13 protein-coding genes are annotated in these 20,149 nt (G+C 69.9%); 8 read left to right on the plus strand and 5 right to left on the minus strand.

The features are described 5' to 3' along the window. Positions 1-75: 75 nt before the first annotated feature. Positions 76-2,508: a family 20 glycosylhydrolase gene (locus tag PCA76_RS08820; RefSeq protein WP_272616563.1), complete on the minus strand. Its 2,433-nt coding sequence runs from the start codon at positions 2,506-2,508 to the stop codon at positions 76-78. A 372-nt stretch (positions 2,509-2,880) separates the two neighbouring features. On the opposite strand from PCA76_RS08820, the gene PCA76_RS08825 reads away from it, so the two are divergent. From PCA76_RS08825 to PCA76_RS08850, 6 genes are read left to right on the plus strand one after another with little or no spacing between them, the layout of a single operon-like run. Continuing rightward, positions 2,881-3,645: an ABC transporter permease gene (locus tag PCA76_RS08825; protein WP_272616564.1), complete on the plus strand. Its 765-nt coding sequence runs from the start codon at positions 2,881-2,883 to the stop codon at positions 3,643-3,645. Then, a complete protein-coding gene (locus tag PCA76_RS08830) occupies positions 3,642-4,424 on the plus strand; it encodes an ABC transporter ATP-binding protein (protein ID WP_272616565.1) in 783 nt (260 codons plus the stop codon). The genes PCA76_RS08825 and PCA76_RS08830 overlap by 4 nt, the downstream gene beginning before the upstream one ends. Beyond that, positions 4,421-5,422 carry an aliphatic sulfonate ABC transporter substrate-binding protein gene (locus PCA76_RS08835; RefSeq protein ID WP_272616566.1) on the plus strand — a complete coding sequence of 334 codons (1,002 nt, stop codon included), beginning with the start codon at positions 4,421-4,423 and terminating at the stop codon, positions 5,420-5,422. Before PCA76_RS08830 ends, PCA76_RS08835 begins: the two co-directional genes overlap by 4 nt. A 28-nt stretch (positions 5,423-5,450) precedes the next feature. After that, on the plus strand, positions 5,451-6,863 hold the full coding sequence (locus PCA76_RS08840) for a sulfatase family protein (protein WP_272616567.1): 1,413 nt from the start codon (positions 5,451-5,453) through the stop codon (positions 6,861-6,863). After that, complete coding sequence (locus tag PCA76_RS08845) at positions 6,860-7,249, plus strand: YidH family protein (protein ID WP_272616568.1); 390 nt, start codon at positions 6,860-6,862, stop codon at positions 7,247-7,249. The genes PCA76_RS08840 and PCA76_RS08845 overlap by 4 nt, the downstream gene beginning before the upstream one ends. Next, complete coding sequence (locus PCA76_RS08850) at positions 7,249-7,569, plus strand: DUF202 domain-containing protein (protein WP_272616569.1); 321 nt, start codon at positions 7,249-7,251, stop codon at positions 7,567-7,569. The genes PCA76_RS08845 and PCA76_RS08850 overlap by 1 nt, the downstream gene beginning before the upstream one ends. A 59-nt stretch (positions 7,570-7,628) precedes the next feature. On the opposite strand, the gene PCA76_RS08855 is transcribed toward PCA76_RS08850, so the two are convergent. The 4 genes from PCA76_RS08855 to PCA76_RS08870 form a co-directional block, all read right to left on the minus strand. Further along, the gene (locus PCA76_RS08855) at positions 7,629-10,262 is read right to left on the minus strand and encodes a discoidin domain-containing protein (RefSeq protein ID WP_272616570.1); all 2,634 of its coding nucleotides are present in this window, start codon (positions 10,260-10,262) and stop codon (positions 7,629-7,631) included. A 75-nt stretch (positions 10,263-10,337) separates the two neighbouring features. Further along, a complete protein-coding gene (locus PCA76_RS08860) occupies positions 10,338-12,608 on the minus strand; it encodes a family 20 glycosylhydrolase (RefSeq protein WP_272616571.1) in 2,271 nt (756 codons plus the stop codon). Positions 12,609-12,640: 32 nt separating this feature from the next. After that, positions 12,641-15,427, minus strand: coding sequence for an alpha-L-fucosidase (locus PCA76_RS08865; protein ID WP_272616572.1), 2,787 nt, complete (start codon positions 15,425-15,427; stop codon positions 12,641-12,643). Between the two features lie 91 nt (positions 15,428-15,518). Then, positions 15,519-18,305, minus strand: a complete 2,787-nt coding sequence (locus PCA76_RS08870; RefSeq protein WP_272616573.1) for a glycosyl hydrolase family 95 catalytic domain-containing protein — start codon at positions 18,303-18,305, stop codon at positions 15,519-15,521. 263 nt (positions 18,306-18,568) lie between these two features. On the opposite strand from PCA76_RS08870, the gene PCA76_RS08875 reads away from it, so the two are divergent. Both PCA76_RS08875 and PCA76_RS08880 read left to right on the plus strand, forming a co-directional pair. Beyond that, a complete protein-coding gene (locus tag PCA76_RS08875) occupies positions 18,569-19,423 on the plus strand; it encodes an amidohydrolase family protein (RefSeq protein WP_272616574.1) in 855 nt (284 codons plus the stop codon). 50 nt (positions 19,424-19,473) lie between these two features. Beyond that, positions 19,474-20,145, plus strand: a complete 672-nt coding sequence (locus PCA76_RS08880; protein WP_272616575.1) for a FadR/GntR family transcriptional regulator — start codon at positions 19,474-19,476, stop codon at positions 20,143-20,145. Positions 20,146-20,149: the final 4 nt, after the last annotated feature.

Raw genomic sequence — 20,149 nt, forward strand, 5'->3', positions numbered from 1 at the left:
CGCGATTCGTTCCGGCAGCGTACGGGCGTGGTGGCCGCCGCCGTCACCGGGCGAGGTGACGGCGGCGGCCGGCGGTCAGGCGGCCCGGACGGTGACGGTCAGCGCCGCCTGGACGGGGGCCAGTCCGGCCGAGCGCACCGACAGCGTCCCGGTGTACGTTCCCGTCGTGCCGAACGTGCGTCGGGACACCACGGTGAACGCGCTGTTGATCTGCATGGCCGGAATGCTCGGCTCGCGCGTGGCGGTCGGCGTCAACGACTCCACCCGGCCGTCACTCCAGGTGACCGTGGCGACCAGGTCGGTGGAGCCGAGCCCGGGGGCGGTGACCGTCCAGGCGGCGCCGACCGGTGCGCCGACGGCCACGGTGGCCGGCCGGCCGATCGCCTGCTTGCGCCACGCCACGTCGGCGGTGGGGAAGAAGTTGACGCCCTGGACCGTCAACCGACCGCCGGCCACCGACAGGCGCGTGGTGAAGTCGGCGTAGCTGCGCTGCGCCTGCGGCGTCCAGCCCACCTCGGCGGTGGCGATGAGGCGCGGAAAGCTGTAGTACTGCGCCTGGCTGACGCGGCGGATGAACTCGCCCCAGAGTGCCGATTCGACTCCGAGCACGCTGGTCTCGGCGATGTTCGGGATGAAGGTGCCCGGGTCCCAGTTGTAGTGCCGGTCCAGCCCGCACGGCCCGCCGCAGGCCCAGCTGCCGCCGAGCGGCTGGCGGGAGTCCTGTTTCTGCGGCACGTACGTGTGGGGGGCGGGGGAGAGGATGACCTGGGCGCCGCGGCCGGTCACGGCGTTGGCCACCGCGGTGCGGTCGCCGTTCCAGTACTGCACGACGGCCTTGTTCGGTGGCAGCGTCGTGCCGGCATATTCGTTCCAGCCGACCACGGTCTTCCCGAGCGAGGCGACCGTCGCGCTGAAGGCGTTCACCATCGTGGTGTAGTTCGCGTGGCTGGTGACGTGGGCCTCGTCGGCGCCGATGTGCAGGTAGGGCCCCGGGGTCATGGCGGCGATCTGGGTCAGGACCTGCGTGACGAACTCGTACGTCGCCGTGCTGGTGGAGTCGAACGTCGAGTAGCCGACGTTGCCGGTGCCGTTGGCCGGGGCGGTCTGCTGCCCGGCGGCCGGCTTCGGCTGGGCGCCGGTCGTGTTCAGCTGCGGGATGGCGTGCAGCGCCGCGTTGGTGTGCCCCGGCATGTCGATCTCCGGTACGACGGTCATGCCGTTCAGGCCGGCGTAGCGCACGATCTCGGCGTAGTCGGCCTTGGTGTAGAAGCCGGTGACACCCAGCTCGGTGCCCATCAGCTGGCCGTTGTCGTTGTAGGTCATGGCGGTGCGGCCGCTGACCGCGGTGAGCAGGCCGTAGTCGATGCCTGCCGGGTTGCTCGCCGGGTTGTCGACGGCGATCCGCCAGCCCTGGTCGTCGGTCAGGTGCAGGTGCAGACGATTGATCTTGTATTGGGCCGCGCCGTCGATGTACGCCTTGATCTCGTTCATCGGGTAGAAGCTGCGGGCGACGTCGAGCATCATCCCGCGGTGGGCGAAGCGTGGGTAGTCGGAGATGGTCACCGTCGGCACCGTCCACGTGGCGCTGACGACGGTGTCGGACTCCACCCACTGGGGGAGGAGTTGCCGCAGCGTCTGCACACCGTTGAGTGCGCCGTTGGCCGTGTCGGCGCTGATCTGGACCTTCGCGGTGGTGACGACGAGCCGGTAACCCTCGGCGGCCTGCCCGACGGGCCCCTTGCCGGCACCGACCTCGACGACGATGGGCGCGGGCGCGGTGCTCTGGGTGACCACCGGCAGGGCGTACCCGGTGGCCGGGCGTAGCAGGCCGGCGAGGTAGGTCGCGGGCGCGGTCGCCTGCGACCCGACCGCGACGATGGGCGTGTTCCGGGCCAGGGTGTACGGCGTGCCGCCGTTTTCCGTGATCGACACCGGTTTGGGCAGCAGGCCCAGCGAGGGCGCGGGTGCCGGTGCCGTGTCGTTCCAGATCTCGAATTCGGAGATCGAGTAGCCGTAACCCGCCCACCGCTGGTGCCCCTGCATCCGCACGTGGGACACCGGCTGCGACGAGTTCACCGCGATGACGTCCGTGCGGGGGCAGGTGTCGCGCTGGAGGCGGGTGACGTCGGTCCAGGTGGTGCCGTTGGCAGAGGTCTGCAGGGTGAAGTCGCGGGCGCACGCGTTGGGCCAGGTCAGTACGACGTGGTCGACCGTCGAGGGGGACGCCAGCCGTACCTGCACCCAGTTGTCGTCCTGGTACTTCGACGACCACCGGGTGTTGCGGTCACCGTCGTTGACGTGCGCGGCCACGAAGTCGGCTCGGTCGAGTTCGACGCTCGACGCGGTGGCGGTGCCGGTCCGGGCCAGGTTCACCGGCGCGGCGGCGGCCACGGTCGGCGTGCCGGAGGTGACCGGCGCGACGAGGGTCGTTGTGATCACCACGGCGACGTGCGCCGCGATCAGCCGACGTCTCGGTCGGGTGGCGGGGCGGGAGCGCGGAATCGACATGGGACTCCTTCGTCCGTCGCCCGGGTCGCCGGGCGGCTGGGGTGGCTCGATACGCCGCAGTCTGTCCACGCCCATCAATTTAGTCAATGGCTCACACATTAATCGGGAGACGCGGTGGGGCGTTGTCGCCGTCACGTTGCCGCCCTAGGCTGTGGATGCCAGACATCCGACGTCTTACAAAGTCGCGACGGCGCGCTCAGCTCGGTCATTTTAGTCCGAAGGGTTGACAGGATTCATCGTGTCGCCAAGGATTCGCTTACCTTGAGCCGCCTGCCGGGAAAGGGGCACCCCCATGTCCGACCTGGTCTACGGAGGACCTCCGTGCCGATAGACGTTGAACCGCCCCCCACCCGCAGGCCGGAAACCACCCGCGTGGCGTCGCCGCCACGCCGCGCCGTGCCGCTGCTGGTGTGGAACGTGATCGCCGTCGTGCTCGGCCTCGGCATCTGGACCGTGCTCGCCCGGGTCGGGGTGTCGGGCCTTCCCGGGCCGCAGGCGGTCGCCGTCCGTGCCGGTGAACTCGCGATGGACGGCACCCTGCTCGACGACAGCCTCGCCAGCCTGCGCCGGGTGCTCATCGGATTCGCGCTCGGCAGCGCCCTCGCGGTGCCGGTCGGCTTCCTCATGGGCTGGTACCGCACGGCCCGCGGCCTGATCGAGCCCTACGTGCAGTTCTTCCGGACGATCCCGCCCCTGGCCGTCATCCCGCTGGCCATTCTGCTCATGGGCATCGGCGAGACCCCGAAGATCTTCGTCATCTTCCTCGCCGCGTTCCTCTCCTGCGTCGTGTCGACATTCCAGGGCGTGGTGAGCGTCGACGCCACCATGATCAACGCTGCCCGGGTGCTCGGTGCCAACGACGCCGTGGTGTTCCGCCGGGTCATCGTCCCCGCCTCCACCCCGTTCATCCTGGTCGGCATGCGCGTCGGCCTCGGGGCGGCCTGGGCGACCCTGGTGGCCGCCGAGCTGATCGCGGCGCAGGAGGGCCTCGGCTACCGCATGCAGCAGGCGCAGATCTACTACGACCTGCCGAGCATCTTCGTCGGCCTGATCACCATCGGCGTGCTCGGCCTGATCATGGATCGGCTCCTGCTCGCCGCGGAGAAGCGCCTCACCGGATGGCAGGAACGCCGATGACCGAGAAGATCTCCTTCCGCTCCACCGCCCGCACGTTCGACGTGGGCGGCACACCGTTCCACGCGCTGCAGAACGTCGACCTGGACATCGCCGACCGCGAGTTCGTCACCGTGGTCGGCCCGTCCGGGTGCGGCAAGTCGACGCTGCTGAACATCGCGGCCGGCCTGATCGAACCCACCGGCGGTGAGGTGCTCGTCGACTCGCGGCCGGTGCGTGGGCCCGGCCCGGAACGCGGCGTCATCTTTCAGCAGTACGCCCTGTTCCCCTGGCTGACCGTGCGCCAGAACGTCGAGTTCGGTCTCCGGATCGCCAAGGTCGGGCGGGCCGAGCGGCGACGACGGGCGCAGCACTTCATCGACCTCGTGGGCCTCACCGACTTCGCGGACGCGCTGCCCCGGATGCTGTCCGGCGGCATGCGGCAGCGGTGCGCCATCGCCCGCGCGTACGCCGTCGACCCCGGCGTCCTCCTCATGGACGAACCCTTCGGCGCCCTCGACGCCCTCACCCGGGTGCAGATGCAGGATCAGCTGCTGGCCACCTGGGGCTCCGAGCGACGGACCGTCATGTTCATCACCCACGACGTCGACGAGGCCGTCTACCTCGCGAACCGGGTCGTCGTCATGGCTGCCAGGCCAGGCCGGGTGCACGAGGTCATCGACGTCGACCTGCCGTACCCGCGTACCGAAGCCGTCCGCCTCTCACCGGAATTCTCCCGGATCCGTAATCGGGTCTGGCGCGCCGTCTACCACCAGACCCCTCAGGAAGGTGCATCACAATGAGCCCTCTCTCCCGTCGCGCCGTGCTGGCCGGCCTCGCCGGCCTCGGCACCGCCGCAGCCCTCGCCGCCTGCGGCGACGACGACCAGCCCGGAGCTGGCGGCTCCGCCAGCGAACCGGTGAAGCTCGGGTACATCGCCGACTTCACCGGTTCGAGCCTCATGGCGATCGCCGACGACAAGAAGCTGTGGGCCCAGCACGGTCTCAAGCCGGACCTGAAGGTCTTCACCAACGGGCCCCTGCAGGTGCAGGCGCTCGGCGCCGGCGACCTCGACTTCGGCTACCTGGGTCCGGGCGCGATGTGGCTGCCGGCCTCCGGCAAGGCCCGGGTCATCGCCATCAACTCGCTCGGTTTCGCCGACCGGCTCATCGCACAGCCGGGCATCACCTCCATCGCCGCGCTCAAGGGCAAGAAGGTAGGCGTGCCGGAAGGCACCTCCGGCGACATGATCGTGCGGCTCGCCCTGCAACGCGCCGGGCTCTCCATCGACGACGTCCAGAAGGTCACGATGGACCCGAGCACGGTGGTCACCGCGTTCGGGTCGGGCCAGATCGACGCGGCCGGCATCTGGTACCCGCTGATCGGCACGATCAAGAAGCGGGTGCCGAACCTGACGGAGCTGGCCAAGAATGACGACTTCTACCCGGCCATCAGCTTCCCGTCGGCCTATGTCGGGCGCAACGACGTGGTGACCGGCAAGCCGGAACTGGTCAAGAAGGTGCTCGCGGTGCTGCGTGCCGCCAACGACGAGCGGGCGGCCGACGTGGACCGGGCGGCCGAGGTCACCGCGAAGTTCCTCAAGTCGGCCCCGATCGACCAACTGCGCGCCGAAGCCACCAACGCCCGGTTCCTGCCGTCGGCGGAACTCGCCGCCAAGTCCCAGGACGGCACCGTCGCGGGCTGGCTCACCAGCCTCAACGGCCTCTTCAAGGACCTCGGCAAGCTGCCGAACGCGGTCGACCCGAGCACCTACTACGACGCCGCCGCGTACGCGTCCTGAGCCGGGTCGCGTGAGAGAGGATCAGCACGTGCGGCCCAACATCGTCTTCATCATGGCCGACGACCACGCCGCGCACGCGGTGGGCGCCTACGGAAGCAAGATCAACGAGACGCCGCACATCGACCGCCTTGCGGCCGGCGGTGCCCTGTTGGAGAACTGCTTCTGCACCAACTCGCTGTGCGCGCCCAGCCGGGCCACCATCCTCACCGGCACCTACAACCACGTCAACGGCGTGCAGACGTTGTCGACCGAGTTCGACAACCAGCAGCTCGTCTTCCCGGAACTGCTGCGCCGCGCGGGCTACCAGACGGCCCTGGTCGGCAAGTGGCACCTCGGGCACGGCCGCGAGCACGACCCCCGCGGTTTCGACTACTGGGAGGTCGTGCCCGGCCAGGGCCGCTACCGCGATCCCGTCTTCATCGGAATGGACGGCACCGAGCAGGTCCGCCCGGGCTACTGCACCAACATCATCACCGACCTGGCCGTCGACTGGCTCGACCAGCGCGACCCGCAGCGACCCTTCTGCCTGTTGGTCCACCACAAGGCGCCGCACCGCAACTGGGAACCCGATGAGAAACACCGCGACATGTACGTCGATGACGTAGCGGTGCCAGGCTCGTTCGACGACGACCACTCCGGGCACGCCGCTGCCACCCGAGCCGCCCGGATGCGGGTGGACCGGGACCTGACCGCCAACGACATCAAGGAGATGCTGCCGCCGCACCTGGATCCCGACGAGGCCGCACTCTGGACCTACCAGCGCTACATCAAGGACTACCTGCGCTGCGTCGCCAGCGTCGACGACAACGTCGGGCGCCTGCTCGACTATCTCGACGAGCACGGGCTGACCGACGACACCATCGTTGTCTACACGTCCGACCAGGGCTTCTTCCTGGGTGACCACGGCTGGTACGACAAGCGGTTCATGTACGAGGAATCACTGCGGATGCCGTTCCTCATCCGCTACCCGGCGGAGATCCCGGCCGGCTCCACCACCGGAGCGCTCGCCATGAACGTCGACTTCGCTCAGACGTTCCTCGACTACGCCGACGTGCCGGCCGACTCCCGGATGCAGGGGCGCTCACTGCGACCGCTCCTGCGGGGCGAGGACGTCGACGACTGGCGGCAGTCGGTGTACTACCGCTACTGGGAGCACGACGACGACGAGCACCACGTGTGGGCGCACTACGGCGTACGCACCCACGACCACAAGCTGGTCTTCTACTACGCCGACGGGCTGGGCCTGCCCGGCACCTCCGCCACGGCGCAGGAGCCGGAGTGGGAGCTGTTCGACCTGCGGGCCGACCCGTGGGAGATGCGCAGCGTCTACGACGACCCGGCGTACGCGCAGATCCGGGCGGCGCTCGTCGAGGAACTCGCCCGCGTCCAGCAGGAGTGCGGCGACGCCCCGTGGCAGCCCTCGGCGCCGGTCCACGGGTGACGGACGAGTCAGCCAGCCGGAGCGAGCGGACGGAGGGACCAGCCGACCGCCGCTGGCCGCGCCGGGTCTACGGGGTGGGCACCGAGCCGGACCCGCGGTTCACCCTCGCCAACGAACGTACGTTCCTCGCGTGGCTGCGGACCGCTCTGGGTCTCATGGTGGCCGCCGCCGCGGTCAAGGCATTCGGTACGGACGGCTCGCAGTGGACGGCGGTCGTGCTGGCGGTGCTCGCCGTCGGGGTGGCCGCCGAGGCGTTCCCCCGCTGGATCCGCAACGAGCGGGCGCTGCGGCTGCAGTTGCCGCTGCCGTCCACGCCCGTCGCGGTCGTGTCGGCGGTGGGGGTGATCGCGGCCGGCATGACGATCGCCGTGGTGGTGCTCATCTGATGGATCCACCGCGACTCGCCGACCGGGGAGCGCAGGCCGAACGCACTCTGCTCGCGTGGCTGCGTACGGCGCTGGCGACGGCCGCCGTGCTGGTTACCGTCGGTCGGGAGTTGGTGCCGCATCATCCGTTGGCGGCGGGGCTCGTGCTGGCCTGCGCTCCACTCGCCGTCTCGGTGGCCGCACTGGCCCGACGTCGGTATCGCACCGTTGAGCAGCCCACCGGGCCCGGCCACCCGGAGGGCGCCGCTCTGCTGGCCGCTGGCAGCACGCTGGTGGTGGCGGGCGGCGTAGCTGTCCTCGCCTCCGTCCTCGCCCGGTGAGGCGGGAGGTGCTGCCGTCCCGGGGCGACACTGGTGCGCCCCGTGACGGCAGAGCTCGGTCAGGCCGTCGATCCGTACAGGTTGATCTCGGCGGCGGAGGCGTACCCGGCTCCGTTCGCGGCGCGGGTGGTGCGCAGGCGTACGTGCCGGGCCGTGGTGGGCGCGAACACGGCCGACTTCAGGGTGCTGCCGGAGCCGAAGGTGCCGGCGGCGATCTGTGTCCAGGTGGTGCCGTCGGTACTGGTCTGTATCTGGTAGTCGGCGATGGTGCCGTTGGTGCCGCCGTCCTGGCGGGGGAGGTAGTCGAGTCTGTCGATGCGGAAGGTGCCGCCGAGGTCGATGCTGACCTGGTGCGGCATGGCGGCGACACCGCCGACGTAGCGGGTGTGCCAGATGGTTGCGGGATTGCCGTCGATGGCGTTGGCGGCGACGCCGTTCTCGCCGACGGTCTCGACGCTGTCCGCCGTCGCGGTCCAGCCGCTGCGGGGCAGCAGAGTGCCGCTTCCGCCGCCGATCGCCTCGTCGGTCGGCGCGGCCTGGAAGACGGCCACCTCGAACGGCGCCAGCGTGATGGTCACCGGTGCCGCCGGACCCGACACGAAGCTGGCGCGGCGCCCGTCGCGCTCGGTGAACTTGTACCGCTGGTGGGTCCCGGCGGGCAGTTCGAAGACCGTCTGCGGGTTGACCGTGATGGTCTGCGCGGCCGCCGACGGGTTGCGCAGCATCAGCATGCCCTTGGACGAGCCCGCCGAGGAGTTCCAGGCGGCCGTGCCGTAGACGGCGCCCGCGGCCGGGTCACCGCCGACCCAGTGCACGTCGCTGAGCAACCCCTGGTTGGCGCGGGCCCATTTGGCGTTGGCCGCCACGGTGTCCCAGAACCAGGCCGCGCCCGGCCGGCTCGCGTCGACGAGCGTGTTGCGCACGTACAGCTCCTGCAGGCTCAGACCGAGCGCGAAGTAGGCGCGGATGTCCTGCGAGACCTCGGCCTGGACGCTGGGCTTGGTCAGGTCGTAGTCGGCGGTGAACTGCGGTGTGCGGTCGGAGAAGATGATCCCGTGGTTCATCAGGCTCGGAATCGGGAACAGCGGGTTCTGCACGGCGGCGTTGCGGAACGTCTCCGAGTCGCGGTAGTTGACGTAGCGCTGCTGCGCGCTGCCCGCACCCACCAGTGACGCGTCGTGCCCGTCGCGCCAGATGGAGTCGGTGTACCAGAGCCAGTACGGCGAGCCCCAGGTGCCGACGGTCGCGTTGACGAACACGTCCTTCTGGTGCGCCCGCAGGTCGGTGGTCAACCCGAGTAGGGCCTCGTAGTCGGCGATGTAGTTGGCGTTCGGTCCGGACTGGTAGAGCCCGCCGCCGATGCCGTCGAGCTTGAAACCGCGTACCCCCTGGTTGTCCATCATGTCGAAGGCGACCGACCGGAACCGGTCGTAGTAGCGGCTGCCGCCGAGCTTGAACTGGCCGCCGCTGTGGGTCTCCAGCCGCTGGTCGGCCGGCTTGCTCGCGTTGATGGCACTGCGGGTGGCGGCGCTGGTGCCGTACCCGCCGAACGGTGACATCCACACCGACATCGACGCGCCGTACTGCGCGGCGGCGGCCTTCTGCGGCGCGAAGCCGGTGGGGAACTGGGTCGGGTCGAACGACCACACGTTCAGATTCGTCTCGTTGACCTGTGGCGAACGCAGGTAGTCCCAGCCGTCGTCGACCCAGAAGCTGTCGATCGTTGCGCCGCGGTTCTTCAGCTGGGTGCCGAACAGGTTGACGGCCCGGGTCAGCTCCGCGCTGTTGATCACCTCGCCGGGGGGTTTGAGGTCCAGCCAGCTCTGGTAGTGCAGGAACGTCCGGCGGTCGTGAGCCCGTTCGCGTTGCAGGTAGTACTGGAACGAGCGGCGTAGCTGCCCCGCCGGCGAGACACCGGTGGAGGCCGTGTACACCCACGAGGCGCCGGCCGTGAGGTCCCCGACGCGCGGCACCGCGATGTCGATGGTGGACCCGTTCACGGTCGCCTTCGCCATCGGGTTCTCGATGCCGACGAACACCGTCTCGCTGCCGGCCGTGCCGTGCACCACCGGGCTGCCGTCATCGCTACCGAGCACCCGTGCGTTCGCCAGGCCGAGCTCCACCAGGCGCAGGGACGTCACGTCGAACGTGCCGGCCACCGAACGCACCGTGAAGCTGTGCTGCACGGAGTTGGCCCCGCCGCGCAGCCGTACCTGCCACTGCACGTCGAGCGTCCGCGCGCCGCTTCCGTACCGGAAGGTGGTGGTGACCGCCTTGCCGGCGAAGCGTTCCGCCAGCCGTGCCGATGCCGCGTTCGCCGGCAGGTCGCTGACCACGGGGGCGGCGGAGACCGTCGTGTTGGCTGTCGTGATGGTGCTGCCGTCGGCCAGGGTGAGGGTGAAGAGCCCTCGGAGGCTCATCGGCACGGTGACGTTCGCGGCCCGGTTGTCGAACCGGGTCAGCGACACCGTACTGCCGAGCACGCTCCACGTGGTCGACAGCGCCGCGTTGGCCAGGGTGAAGCTGCCGCCGGACAGCGACGCCGTCGCCGCGCCCGGTTGGACGCCGGGAAAGACCAGTCCGGAGGCGTCGGTGTAGGTCGGATCCGCCGGGACCGCCGCCCCGGCCGGGGCCGGATGGCCCCCGACCGTGGCGACGGCACCGGCGACCAGAGCCAGAACGATGGTAGGCACGACGAGCCGCCGCGGCCGTGCTGTCGACGAGGTTGGCAGGGGCATGGGGTGCTGCATCGTGCCTCCATCGGTGGTTCAGGCGGTGGGGGTGCTCCAGCGCTGGTTGGCGCCGTTGGTGCAGGGCCAGAGGATGAGGCGAGTGCCGTTGGCGGTCGCGCCGCCGTTGGCGTCGAGGCATTTGCCACCGGTGCGGTAGCTGCTGGTGGCCGTGTCGTAGGTCCAGCGCTGGTACGTGGCGGTGGAACAGGCACGGATCACGATCGCGGTGCCGTCGGTGAGGCTTCCGTTCGCCGGCTCCAGGCACTTGCCCAGGGCGGTGAGGGTGCCGTCGTTGCGGTGGGTCCACGTCTGGTTGCCGCCGCTGTTGCAGTCCCAGAGGTTGACCGCCGTGCCGTCGGTGGTGTTGCTGCCGGGGACGTCGACGCAGCGGCCACTGGCGGTGCCGGTGATGGCGCCCTTCTTCGGCCCGTAGACCTCGAACTCCCAGAGCGAGTAGCCGAAGGTGGTGGCTCGTTGGGTGCCCTGCATGCGCACGTACCGGGCGGTGGTGTTGAGGATGTGCTCGTCGGTGCCGCCGTCACCGGCGGTGACGGTCACGGCGGTGGTCCAGGTGGTGCCGTTGGTGGAGGTCTGGATCTGGTACGCGCGGGCGTAGGCGGCCTCCCAACGCAGTGCCACGCGGGACAACTCCTGGCTGCTGCCGAGGTCGACCTGGATCCAGCTCGGGTCGGTGTAGGCCGAGGACCAGCGGGTGCTGATGTCGCCGTCCACGGCCGCCGAGGCCGGGAAGTTGGCCGTCTCGGTCGACGACGCGGTCACCGGCCGGTTGGTCGCCAGGTTGCCGGTCGCCACCGCCGGGCCGCCGGGAGCCCGGCCGATCCGGTCGATGATCGTGCTGAAGGCGGTGTACGCGGCGACCGGCTTCGGCGAACCCCAGGTCTGCTGGGCGACCACGCGCAGGATGGTCCGGATGCCCGCCGCGATCTGGTCCTCGGTCTCCGCGTCCGGGTAGTCACACCAGATGTGCAGCACCGTGCCCAGGTTGCGGGACGTGTCGCCAACGGTGGTGTTGCCCTGGAACCGGTCCGGGGTCCAGGTCTCGTAGGCCCACGTCACGTTCGGCTTGCTGATGGCGGGGACGTAGTAGGTGGGGTCCCACGCCTGGTTGGAGATGGTGTGCCCGCGGTCCAGCAGAGCCTGCGGGGTGATGCCGTAGTTGTACCAGACCTCGACGTGGATGTTGGATGCCGGCCGGATGGTGCCGTCGGTGCCGATGCCGTCGTTCCACATGCGGGTGGTCTTGCCGCCGGCGCGGACGATGTCGTTGGCCCAGTTGATGAAGCCGTAGTAGGCGTCCTTCGCGATGGCGTTCGCCCCGTAGGTCGCGCGGGCGTACGTCAGCAGTTGCGGGTAGGCGGCGTAGTTGCCGACGTACTCGTCCGCGCCGATGTGCCAGTACCGGCCGGGGAACAATGGCAGGAACTCGGTGATGAGGTCGCGGGTGAGGGTGTAGGCGCCCGGCTTCGACAGGTCGAGGTAGTAGGGGTTGCGATTGCCGCTGGTGTCCGCGAGTTGCAGGTCCGGGTGGGCGGCCAGGATGGTGTTCATGTGGCCGGGCATGTCGATCTCGGGAATGACTTCGATGTGGTACTGGGCCGCCAGGGCGATGAGGTCGCGGATCTGCTGTTTGGTGTAGTACTGCTCCGACACCACCTCCGGGTGGGTGGTGCTCTCCAGCCGGAATCCGAACGTGTCGGACAGGTGCAGGTGCAACCGGTTCATCTTCAGGTAGGCGAGCTCCTTGACGTGCCGACGGAGCCAGTCGACGGTGAAGTACTTGCGACCAACGTCGACCATCATGCCGCGTTCGGACTTGGTCGGGGCGTCGGTGGTCGTGCCGGCGGGCACCGTGCTGGACTGCTTGAGCAGTTGCAGCACCGTCCGGGTGCCGTAGAAGGCGCCGGCGTCGGTCGAGCCCTGGATGGCGATGCTCGACCCGACCGTCATGGTGTAGCCCTCGGCGGGTTGGCTGCCGCCCAGGGTCAGCCGGATGTCACCGGTGGCGGCGGTTCCGGTGGTGACCGGGACGGTGCGGCCGGTCAGGTCCCGCAGGTCCGCGGCGAAGGTGGCGGCGTCGTCGTTGAGTTGGGCGGTGTACGCCGGATCGACCACGATGCGGGTCGCGGTGCCGAAGGTGTAACTGCCGGTGCCCGCCGTCCACTGCTTCAGCGCCGGGATCACCTGCAGGTCACCCGGTACGGCCGAGGCCGGCGTGGCCGGCACGGTCAACAGTGCGGCGGCGAGCACCCCCACCGCTCCGGCGATGCTGATACGTCGAAGACGCATGAAACGCTCCCATCGGGGAAAGGGCCGGGAAATCAGCAGGACGCCGGGTTGGCGCTGCTGTCGGTCGCGTACGCGGTGAGCGTCGCGACCTGCGGGACACCGCGCGCGGCAGTGATGCGCAGCCGCAGCCGGTCGCTGGTCACGGCGGCGGACAGCGGCACGATCCGCTTGTATCCGACCGTTCCGGCGGCAGCCACCTGCTGCCAGGCGCCGTTGACCCAGGCGTCCACGGCGAACGCTTCGATGCGTTGGCCGTTGCCGACCGACTCCTGAAGCAGGACCCGGTCGAACGTGCGTGCCCGGCAGGCGGTCAGGTCGACCGTGCCGGTGGTGGTGTCGCCGGTAGGCGACCAGTACGTGCCCAGGGCCGTGTCGGTGAGGGCGGCGTGGGTGCCGGTGGCACCGGACTTGGCGAACAGCTCCCGGGCGTATCGGCCGCGCTGGGCGGTGCCGAACCCGTCGAGGGCGGTCACGTCGGCTGCGTCGATCACACCGGCCTGATTCGGCGGGACGTTGAGCAGCAGGTTGGCGTTGCGGCCCACCGCGTTCTCGTAGAGCCGCAGGAGGGCGTCCGGCTGCTTGACCGAGCCGTTCTGGTCTGCGCGCCAGAACCAGCCGGGCCGGATCGACACGTCCGCCTCAGCCGGATACCACGACAGGTACGTGATCGTGCCCAGGTTGCGTCCGATCAGCGCGCTGGAACCCAGGTCGCTCGACGCGGCGCCACCCAGCAGGTCGTCGTCGCGGTTCAGCGCACCCGGATCGGCGCCCTTGAACGGCAGCGTGCTCCACTCGTCGGCGCGGAACGCCCCGGACTCCGAGCCGATCCACCGCACGTCCGGGCCGTTGATCGCGATCGTGGCGTTGGGTTGCAGGGTCCGGATCAGGCGGTACCAGTCACCGACCTGGTACGGCTGGGGGTACGCGGTGTACGGATTGGCGCCGTCGAACCACACCTCGGCCATCGGCCCGTACTCGGTGAGCAACTCGTAGAGCTGGTTGAGGAAGTAGGCGTTGTAGTCGTCGGCGTTGTACGCGTACGTCTGCGTCGGGTTGCGGGTGTCCCCGGCGACGAGCGTCGGGATGGTCACCGACCGTTTGGCGCTGCCGTTGCCGAAGCGGTCGCCGCCGCGCCGGCCCGGGATCTCCGCGCCGTCGGCGGGGGAGAGGTAGAAGCCCACGGCGAGACCGGCGGCGCGGGCGGCGTCGACGGTGGCGCGCAGGATGTCGCTCTGGCTCGTGCGGCCCCACCAGGGGCTGGTGCGCACCGAGTGAGCGCTGTACCGCGACGGGTAGAGCAGGAACCCGTCGTGGTGCTTCACGGTCAGGATGACCTGCTTGAAGCCGTTGCGCTTGAGCACGTCGATCCACTGTGTCGGGTTGACCGTGGTGGGGTTGAACTGAGCCGGGTCCTCGTTGCCGCTGCCCCACTCGGCGCCGGTGAAGGTGTTCATGCCGTAGTGCAGGAACGCGGTCAGCTCACGCTGCTGCCAGGCCACCTGGCCCGTGGTGGGAACGACCTGGGCGGCCTTCTGCCGGATCCGGTCGAGGGTGTCGCAGGGGTCGACGGCGATGACGTTGGCCGGGGTGACCGGGCCGCTGGTGCCGGGGTTGCCCGCGCAGCCAGCCGGCGGCGGTGTGCCACCGCAGACCGGAGCGTCGAGTTGGAAGTCGGCCGGGCTGGCGGCGCCGGTCATCGAGGCGAGTGCGATCGCGTCCAGCGTGCCGTGCCAGCCGCGGTTCCTCGTGCCGGCATCGTTGCCGAAGGTCAGCAGACCCTGCGAGGCGTTGGCCGCGGCGACCGGCGTGGTGACGGTGGTGCCGACCTGGCAGCCGTTGACGTACGCGACGAGACGGGCTGCGGAGTCGCTGACGTACTCGTAGGCCAGTGCCACGTGTGTGTCCTGCGTGTCGGACAGGTTGGGCCCGCTCTGCCTGGTGTCGTGGTACGGCGCGTCCGGCCCGTACATGCCGAACTCGGTCGTGTTCTGCGAGCCGCTGGCGTAGCGGTAGTAGCCGCCGCCCGCGAGGCTGAGCACCGTGTCGAAGGTGATGGTGGCACCGCTCTGGCGGCGCACCAGCGCCTCGGCCAGCAGGCTCTTGTTGACGTATTTAGCGCTCGTCACCGGGACCCGTGGGGAGAACCCGATGCCGGTTCCGCCGCCGGTGAGCGTGACGGCCGAGCCGCCGATCGCCTCGCTGCCGGCCAGTCGGGTGAGCTGCCCGTCGACCAGTTCCCCGGTCGAGGGGGTGTAGCCGGTGGTGGAGGTGAACGTGCCGCTGAAGCCAACGTCGAGCAGTGGTTGGTAGTCGACGGCGGCGACGCGCCACTGCTGGTTGGCGGCGGTGGTGCAGGGCCAGAGGATGAGGGTGGTGTTGTTGGTGGTGCCGCCGCCGTTGGCGTCGAGGCAGGTGCCGGTGGCCTGGTTGCGCAGGGTTTTGGTGGTGGTGTCGTAGGTCCAGCGTTGGTTGGTGGCGGTGCCGCAGGTGGTGATGGTGGCGGGGGTGCCGTTGGTGGTGCCGGCGGGGGCGAGGCATTTTCCGCGGTTGCGGATGGTGTTGTCGGCTTGGCGGGTCCAGATCTGGTTGGTGGCGCCGGTGCAGTCCCAGAGGATCAGGGCGGTGCCGTCGGTGGTGGCGGCTCCGGGTACGTCGACACAGCGACCGCTGGCCACCCCCGTGATCGTGCCGTCCCCCGGGGCCGCGGCGGCCGGTGCCGCCGGTTGGGTGAGCTGGATCAGGCAGGTGGCGAGCAGGGCCAGGGTGGCCAGGGCGGCGCCGCTTGCGTGCGCGCGGCGGCGGCGCAGGGTGGGGGTCATGGGGATGTCCTCTCTGGGAACGGGTCAGGGAGGGGCGGTGCGGGGGTGGGGGTGACCTGCGGGCACGGCCAGCCGGCGGCGGGGGCCGGTGTCACATCAGCCACTGCTGGTTGGCGGCGGTGGTGCAGGGCCAGAGGATGAGGGTGGTGTTGTTGGTGGTGCCGCCGCCGTTGGCGTCGAGGCAGGTGCCGGTGGCCTGGTTACGCAGGGTTTTGGTGGTGGTGTCGTAGGTCCAGCGTTGGTTGGTGGCGGTGCCGCAGGTGGTGATGGTGGCGGGGGTGCCGTTGGTGGTGCCGGCGGGGGCGAGGCATTTTCCGCGGTTGCGGATGGTGTTGTCGGCTTGGCGGGTCCAGATCTGGTTGGTGGCGCCGGTGCAGTCCCAGAGGATCAGGGCGGTGCCGTCGGTGGTGGCGGCTCCGGGTACGTCGACGCAGCGTCCGCTGGCCACCCCGGCGATCGTGCCGTCCGTGGTGGACACCGCCTGGTAGCGGTGGCCGGCCACGGCGGCGAAGGTGACCTGGTTGCCCGACCGGGTCACCGCCACGGTCTGGTTGGTGGTCAGGTCGACCAGCGGTGCGGTGGCCAGCATCGGGTTACGCACCGTCAGGTTGCCGCTGTTGCCGGCGGTCAGCGTGATCCGGCTGGTCAGCCGGTTACGCCACTCCGCGTCCACGGTGACGTTGCCACGCGCCTTGAGGCCGCTGACCGACCCGGTCGGCCACGCCACCGGGACGGCCGGCAGGACGTCGACCACGCCCTGCTGGCTCTGCAGCAGCATCTCTGCCATTCCGGCGGTGGCACCGAAGTTGCCGTCGATCTGGAATGGCGGGTGGGTGTCGAAGAGGTTGGCGAGCGTGCTGCCCTTGAGCTGTTCGCTGAGCATCTTGTGGGCGTGGTCGCCGTCGAGCAGCCGAGCCCAGAAATTGATCTTCCAGGCCTTGCTCCAGCCGGTGCCGCCGTCGCCTCGCGCCGTGAGGGAGACCCTGGCGGCGTTGGCGAGGGCAGGGGTGGTCAGCGGCGATATCTGCCGACCCGGGTGCAGCGCGTACAGGTGCGAGACGTGTCGGTGGTCGTTCGTCGGGCTGTCCCAGTCCGCCTTCCACTCCTGCAACTGGCCCCAGGAGCCGACCCGCAGGCCGGGGTCGAGCTTGTTCACGGTCGTCTGCCACTGCGCGCGCAGGGTGGCGTCGACGCCGAGCGTGGCGCTCGCCTCGATGGTGTTGGTGAGCAGGTCCCACACGATCTGCTCGCTCATCGACGCGCCGGCCGAGAAGTCACCCTGCTCCGGTGAGTAGCTGGGCGACACGACCAGCTTGCCGTCACGCGGATCGACGTGCAGGTTGGCCCGCCAGAACTCGGCGGCCTCCTTCATCGCCGGGTACGCCTGGTCGCGCAGGAACGTCGTGTCGCGGGTGAAGCGGTAGTGCTCGTAGAGGTGCTGGCACAACCAGGCGGCGGCCTCCGGGAACCAGAAGGCGGTGGCCCAGTCCTGGACGCCGGTGAAGCCGTACGGGTTGGTGCTGAGGTGGGTGACCCAGCCGGTCGTACCGTAGATGTTCTGCGCGGTGACCTGGCCGGGCGCCCGCAGCGCGTCGATGAAGTCGAACAGCGGCGTGGCGGTCTCGGACAGGTTCGTGGTCTCCGCCGGCCAGTAGTTCATCTGGACGTTGACGTTGGTGTGGTAATCAGCCTGCCAGGGCGGGCTGTTGGAGTTGTTCCAGATGCCCTGGAGGTTGGCCGGCAGGGAGCCGCCGCGCGAGGACGAGATGAGCAGGTACCGGCCGAAGGAGAAGTACAGCGACTCCAGCGCGCGGTCCTGGGCCCGTCCGGCGGCACCGGTGTAGGCCGACCGCAGGTCGTCGGTGGGGATGTTCGGCATCTGCCCGCCCACGTTGAGCCGGACGCGGTCGAAGAGCTTCTTGTAGTCGGCCAGGTGGGCTGTGCGCAGCGCCGCGAACGTGGAGGTCGCCGCACCGTCGACCGCCTGGGTGACCTGCGCGTGGGGATCCACGCCGCGATAGGCGGGGTAGGTGTCGGCGTACGACGTGGCGGCGGACAGCACGATGAACGCCGAGTCGGCGCCGGCGACGGTGACCCGGTCGGCGCCGTCGGTCCGTGTGCCGCCGGTGGTCACCACCCGGTACTGGGTCTCGTGGATCAGCCCGTTGCCGGGCAGCGCGCCCCGCACGGTGATCCGGCCGTTCGCCACCGTGACGGTGCTGCCAGGCTGTGCCGAGACGGGACGCAGGACGAAGGAGACCTTCCCGGCCTGGCTGGCCGACAGTCGGGCGACGATCACGTTGCCTGGGTAACTGGCGAAGTACTCGCGCTGGTAGGTCACCCCGTCGTGGGAGTACCCGACGCGGGCGGTGGCCTCGGCGAGGTCCAGCTCGCGCCGGTAGCCGCTCACAGTGGCGGGCGTGCCGGACATGTCGAGGTACATGTCGGCGAGGTTCTGGTACGAGCCGAATCCCGTCGCCGGCTGGCCGAGCGCGGTGGCGACCGCGCCGGGCGCCATCCGTCCGTCCCGGTCGATCTGGGCCTGCACGCCTGCCAGGGCTCCGGGCCGGGGTGACGTCCAGTTGCCGTGGTTGTATCCGGTGGTGCCGGGTCCGCCCGTCCACAGTGACTTCTCGTTGAGCTGCAGGCGCTCGGTCTGGATGCCGCCGAAGACCATGGCGCCGAGCGCGCCGTTGCCCAGCGGCAGCGCGTTGCTCTCCCAGTTGGCGGCGGGTTCGTCGTACCAGAGCGCCAGCCCGGGGTCGGCGGCGGCTTCGGCCGGAGTGGAGCTGATGGATACGGATGTCAGGGACGCTCCCACGAGAAGGGCCGCGGCTGCGGCGCGCAGGATCGTTCGGATACCGCCGATGACAGGCATAGGGCCTCCTCTATGCCACGGGAGTTAACGTGGGATGTATATTTTTGTCAATGGTCCGAACGTAGAAGCCTGGCGAGGTCCCCTGCGGGGAAGATCGCTAACCCTGATAGTGGAAGGACAGCTCACCGCAGCTATTGCCTGAGCGCTCGACACCTGTTAGACATCCGATGTCGGAGCTATGACCCTCGGAAACATCCGATGTGTACGGGAGGTGCGGTGAAGCCTCTGCTGGTGATCGGCGGCCATCCTGCAGCGGCGCCCGGGTGCTGACCGTCGACGCGCACCATCACCTCTGGGAAGATCCGCCCGCTTACGCCTGGCTCGAGGACGATCGGATGCGGTCGGTCCGCCGTCCGTTCACAGTGGCCCAGTGGCAGGCGCAACTGCGCGCGGCCCAGGTCGACTGCTCCGTTCTCGTGGAGGGCGGGCGATGCGACGAGACGGAGTCGGATGACCTTCTCCGGTGGGCGGCCGAGGCGCCGCAGATCGCCGGTGTGGTGCTGTGGGCGGACCTGACCGGCCCCGGGTTGGAGGCCCGCCTCACCAGGCACCTCCGGCGCCCCGGCGGCGGACGGGTGGTCGGCGTCCGCGCTCAGATCCAGGCCGAGCCGGACCCGGATTACCTGGACCGCCCGGACGTGCACCGTGGCCTGCGTGTCGTTGCGACGGCCGGGCTGGCCTTCGACCTGGTTGTTCGGGTGGACCAGTTGCCTGCCGCAGCCCGGACCGCGGCGGCGCTGCCGCACGTCCGCTTCGTTCTCGATCATCTCGGTAAGCCGGAGATCTGGGCTGGTGCGGAGGGATTCAACCGGTGGTGCGGACCGTTCGCGGCGCTGGCCGGGCTGCCCAACGTCACGGCCAAGGTGTCGGGTCTGGTGACGGAGGCGGACTGGGCCTCGTGGCGCGCCGCCGACCTGCGACCGTTCGTCCGCGAGGCGATCGTACGATTCGGACCGGACCGCTTGATGTTCGGCTCGGACTGGCCGGTGTGCCTGCTCGCGGGTAGCTACGGCCGGGTCCGGGCCGCGCTGCACCAGGTTTTGCCGCCGCTGTCCGACGCAGCCTCCCAGGCGATCTTCGGAGGCACCGCCGCGCGCGTCTACCAGCTGGGGGTGTAACGCTCGCGATCACGGCAACGGCACTACCCTGAACATTTGCGGAGGCAACGATGGCGCTCACCGACGAGGCGATCGGCAAGATCAAGACGATGATCACGTCGGGTGAGCTCGGCCCTGGCGATCGACTGCCCAAGGAAGCGGACCTGGCCCGGCGGCTCGGTCTGTCCCGCAACTCGCTGCGCGAGGCGGTGAAGGCGCTGTCCATCATCCGCATCCTGGATGTCCGCCAGGGTGACGGCACCTACGTCACCAGCCTTGCCCCACAGTTGCTGCTCGACATGCTCAGCTTCGTCGTGGACTTCCACCTCGACGACACCGTGCTGGACTTCCTTGAGGTCCGGCGCATCCTCGAGCCCGCCGCCACGGCGTTGGCCGCTCAGCGCATGGGTGCCGAGGAGATCGCCGCTCTCCAGGTGGTGCTCGACAGCCTCGGTGACACCAGCGACGTCGAGGCACTGGTCGCCAACGACCTGGAGTTCCACCGGCTGATCGCTGTCGGCTCCGGAAACACGGTGCTGTGCTCGCTGCTCGACGGGCTCTCGGGGCCCACCACCCGGGCCCGCATCTGGCGCGGCGTCACCCAACAGGGCGCCGTCACCCGGACCCGCGAGCAGCACCAGGCGATTGTCGACGCGATCACGGTCGGGCAGGCCGATCTTGCGCGTTCCTGGGCGACTGTGCACGTCGCCGGCGTCGAGGAGTGGCTCCGCCGGGCGCTGTGACCGA

It is taken from the genome of Micromonospora sp. LH3U1 (assembly GCF_028475105.1).
In the GTDB taxonomy this organism is placed as follows: domain Bacteria; phylum Actinomycetota; class Actinomycetes; order Mycobacteriales; family Micromonosporaceae; genus Micromonospora.